Here is a 3059-nt window from a genome sequence, read left to right on the forward strand (position 1 = left end):
AGCTGAGGCCTTGGGCATGACTAACTTGAATGGTGGCACGCTCTGCAACGCTGAGTTCGGAATAAGACATAGGGCAGCACCGTACCGGAAAGGTCAGGTGTTGCACTCAGTTTTTGCCGCCGCCAAGTATTATTGATGCTAACACCACGCTGGTGCTAACTACAGACAGTGATATTTATCGTTTGTTAAATGGCGTCGATTAATTTTTTGTCAATAAGCTGTTATTCTTGCTGATAGAACAGCAGCCAAACAATCTCATGATGTAATCATTTTAACCCTTAAAGGCAGTCCATAGAAGGAGCCGGAATTTGAAGCATATCTCAACAATGTTGATCGGCTGCGGCCTTGCGCTGTTGCTTATTTTTACCCTTCCGAGCCTCGGTTTAGGGCGCGGCTGGGTGCTGGCCGTAGCGTTTGGTGTCATGATGCTCTGTCACTTTGTGCACTTCGGTATGCACAAGAGTCAAAAAGCAGAGGAAAAAGATAATAATTAGCGCAAACCAGTAAAACGCCCAACGCTGCGTCACTAAATCGGTTGCCTGCAGTAAACTCGCCGGTGTCGATAACCACTAGAGTTAAATAGCTGCAGCGCTGCCAATGGTGCTTTAAATGTTATTTACTTTATGAGTAATATTAAACGGTAATATGACGAAAGTGCAAAAATCAAGAGGCCCTGAAAAAGGGTATGCGATTTTTAGCATCGGTGGGAAAATGAAAAAGTGTGCCTATACTATTTTATTTAAACCAGCCGATGTGTTGAAGGAGGTACCGCACGTCTTATGGGCGCTTTTTCGGCATGATTACCACGTCTACGATCGTGATGTTTGGTCTGATGTACGCAAATTCTTATACTTGGGAACACCTGTATTATAGCGAGAGCCGGGCTTACATGGCGCTCTATATGGGCGCCGCGATGGCCGTTATTATGCTGTCCTTCATGCTGGGCATGTACGTAAACAAAGCAGTAAATGTAGTCATTTTTGTGGGCAGCGCCGTGGTTTTCGTCGCCGCGTTGTTTCTGTTTCGCAGTCAGGATTTCGTCGAGGATCAGGCCTGGATGAAAGCGATGATCCCGCATCACTCCATCACGATCCTTACCTCGCGCCGGGCCGAAATAACCGATCCGCGTGTGTCGAAACTGGCTGAAGAGATCGTGCTGGCCCAAGACCGCGAGATTTCTGAGATGCGATTCTTGGTTGAAGACATTGAGCGCAGTGGTAAAGCCGGCCCGGACACGTTTCTTGGCACGTCGCCAGAAGAAGCCCCGATTGAGGCGGTAGGTGTAGCACTGGCCACACCCGTTATTGCCAGCATTCGTCCAGCTCCGCTGACCAACGCCGAAATCACCCGTGCCCTAGGTGCAGAAGCGACCTGTCGCTTTGGCCGCGCTGTAGATGCCGCCCCGATTTTAGCAACGGTAAACGGACGCGGCGTTGGAAAGATTTCAGGCTCGCTGATTCTGTTGGAAGGTGATGGCACACGGATGGAAGCTGAAGGTGTTCGCATGACCCTCACTCCCCCCGAAATCGATGGGGGTGAAGGTGCCAATCTGATCTTTGACCTGTTGACCGATCGGCCCCTGCGTGTGGGCTTTGACGGTTATTGGACCTGCAATTGAAGGAGGCATTAATGCCAAGCGATTATCAGAAAAAGAAGGCCGTCCTGTACCGGATGGTTATGCCTAAACATACCTGACCTTTTGGCCTGAAGTCCAAGGACTTGTTGGAGCGTGAAGGGTTCGAAGTGGAGGATCACTATCTAGAGACCCGCGAAGAGACTGATGCTTTTATGCGCGAGCATGACGTCAAAACAACGCCACAAACTTTCATTGGCAGTCTGCGGATCGGCGGCTACGATGAGCTTCAGGTTCATTTCGGCAAGAAAGACCCTAAGGCCGATGATACAACGTATCAGCCGATTATCGCGCTGTTCTCGATCGCGGCGCTCCTCGCGCTGGCTTTCGCCTGGGTCGCCCTGCCGTCGGTCTTCGCATGGCAAACGCTGGCTTGGTTTATCTCAATCTCTATGGTTCTGCTGGGTTTACAGAAGTTGAAGGACATCGAGAGTTTCTCAACCATGTTCCTGAACTATGACCTGTTGGCGAAGCGTTGGGTGCGCTATAGTTATGTTTACCCGTTCGTCGAGACAGGCGCGGGTCTTCTCATGACGGCAATGATCCTGCCATGGCTATCCATACCCGGTGCATTCTTCATTGGTACGGTGGGCGCAGTGTCGGTTTTCAAGGCTGTCTACGTCGACAAGCGCGAATTGAAGTGTGCCTGTGTCGGCGGCGACAGCAATGTTCCGCTTGGCTTTGTCTCGCTGACCGAAAACCTTATGATGGTAGGCATGGCGGTGGTGATGGCCATCGTGATCTTCGCTTAGTGACGCTGCTTCAATTGCAGCCCGTCCATCCGGCAGCGAGTAATCAATGATTTTAGCAATTGTGCTGACGGCGCTGCTGATCGCCGTCAGCACTGCAATACATTACCGCGCGCTAAGGTTCGCATCATACTTTGTGACGCCGTCTCGCCATGCTGGGCATTGCCTTGCCGTCACGGTCGTAGTGATCGTACTTGCTCACACCTTCGAAGCACTACTGTATGCAGTAGGCTTCTGGACCGCGGTGCATAATCTACAGATCGGTGACCTAGTGTCGTCAGCATCTAGCGACGGCGCGACCCTTGCCTTCATGGACTACTACTACTTCTCGCTGGTCAATTTTACGACGCTCGGGCGGGGTGACCTTATGCCCGCCGGACACCTTCGGTTCATGACTGCGATGGAGGCCTTTCACGGCTTCCTGCTGATCACGGCATCAGGAACCTTTGTTTTGCAGGTTATGGGCGGTAAAGAACCCTTCGCAAGCTAGCAAAGCTATCACGGCTAGGCGGTGATCATATTGCTATCAATTGACCACTACATATATACCTGGCGGCGGCAAAAACTGAGTGCAACACCTGACCTTTCCGGTACGGTGCTGCCCTATGTCTTATTCCGAACTCAGCGTTGCAGAGCGTGCCACCATTCAAGTTAGTCATGCCCAAGGCCTCAGCTTG

The 3059-nt window shown here is 51.4% G+C and carries 4 protein-coding genes; all 4 read left to right on the plus strand.

Translation table 11 applies throughout. The annotated features are described in order from the left end of the window. Positions 1-308 precede the first annotated feature (308 nt). Positions 309-494, plus strand: a complete 186-nt coding sequence (locus tag H4J77_RS19275; RefSeq protein ID WP_182250060.1) for a hypothetical protein — start codon at positions 309-311, stop codon at positions 492-494. A gap of 302 nt (positions 495-796) precedes the next feature. Then, on the plus strand, positions 797-1618 hold the full coding sequence (locus H4J77_RS20230; protein ID WP_182250062.1) for a DUF305 domain-containing protein: 822 nt from the start codon (positions 797-799) through the stop codon (positions 1616-1618). Positions 1619-1704: 86 nt separating this feature from the next. Beyond that, positions 1705-2385: a MauE/DoxX family redox-associated membrane protein gene (locus H4J77_RS19285; protein WP_404940803.1), complete on the plus strand. Its 681-nt coding sequence runs from the start codon at positions 1705-1707 to the stop codon at positions 2383-2385. 46 nt (positions 2386-2431) lie between these two features. Continuing rightward, positions 2432-2872, plus strand: coding sequence for an ion channel (locus H4J77_RS19290; protein ID WP_182250064.1), 441 nt, complete (start codon positions 2432-2434; stop codon positions 2870-2872). Positions 2873-3059: the final 187 nt, after the last annotated feature.

The sequence above is a fragment of the Pseudomonas sp. 5Ae-yellow genome, from assembly GCF_014077575.1.
GTDB classification, from domain to species: Bacteria; Pseudomonadota; Gammaproteobacteria; order Pseudomonadales; family Pseudomonadaceae; genus Halopseudomonas; species Halopseudomonas neustonica.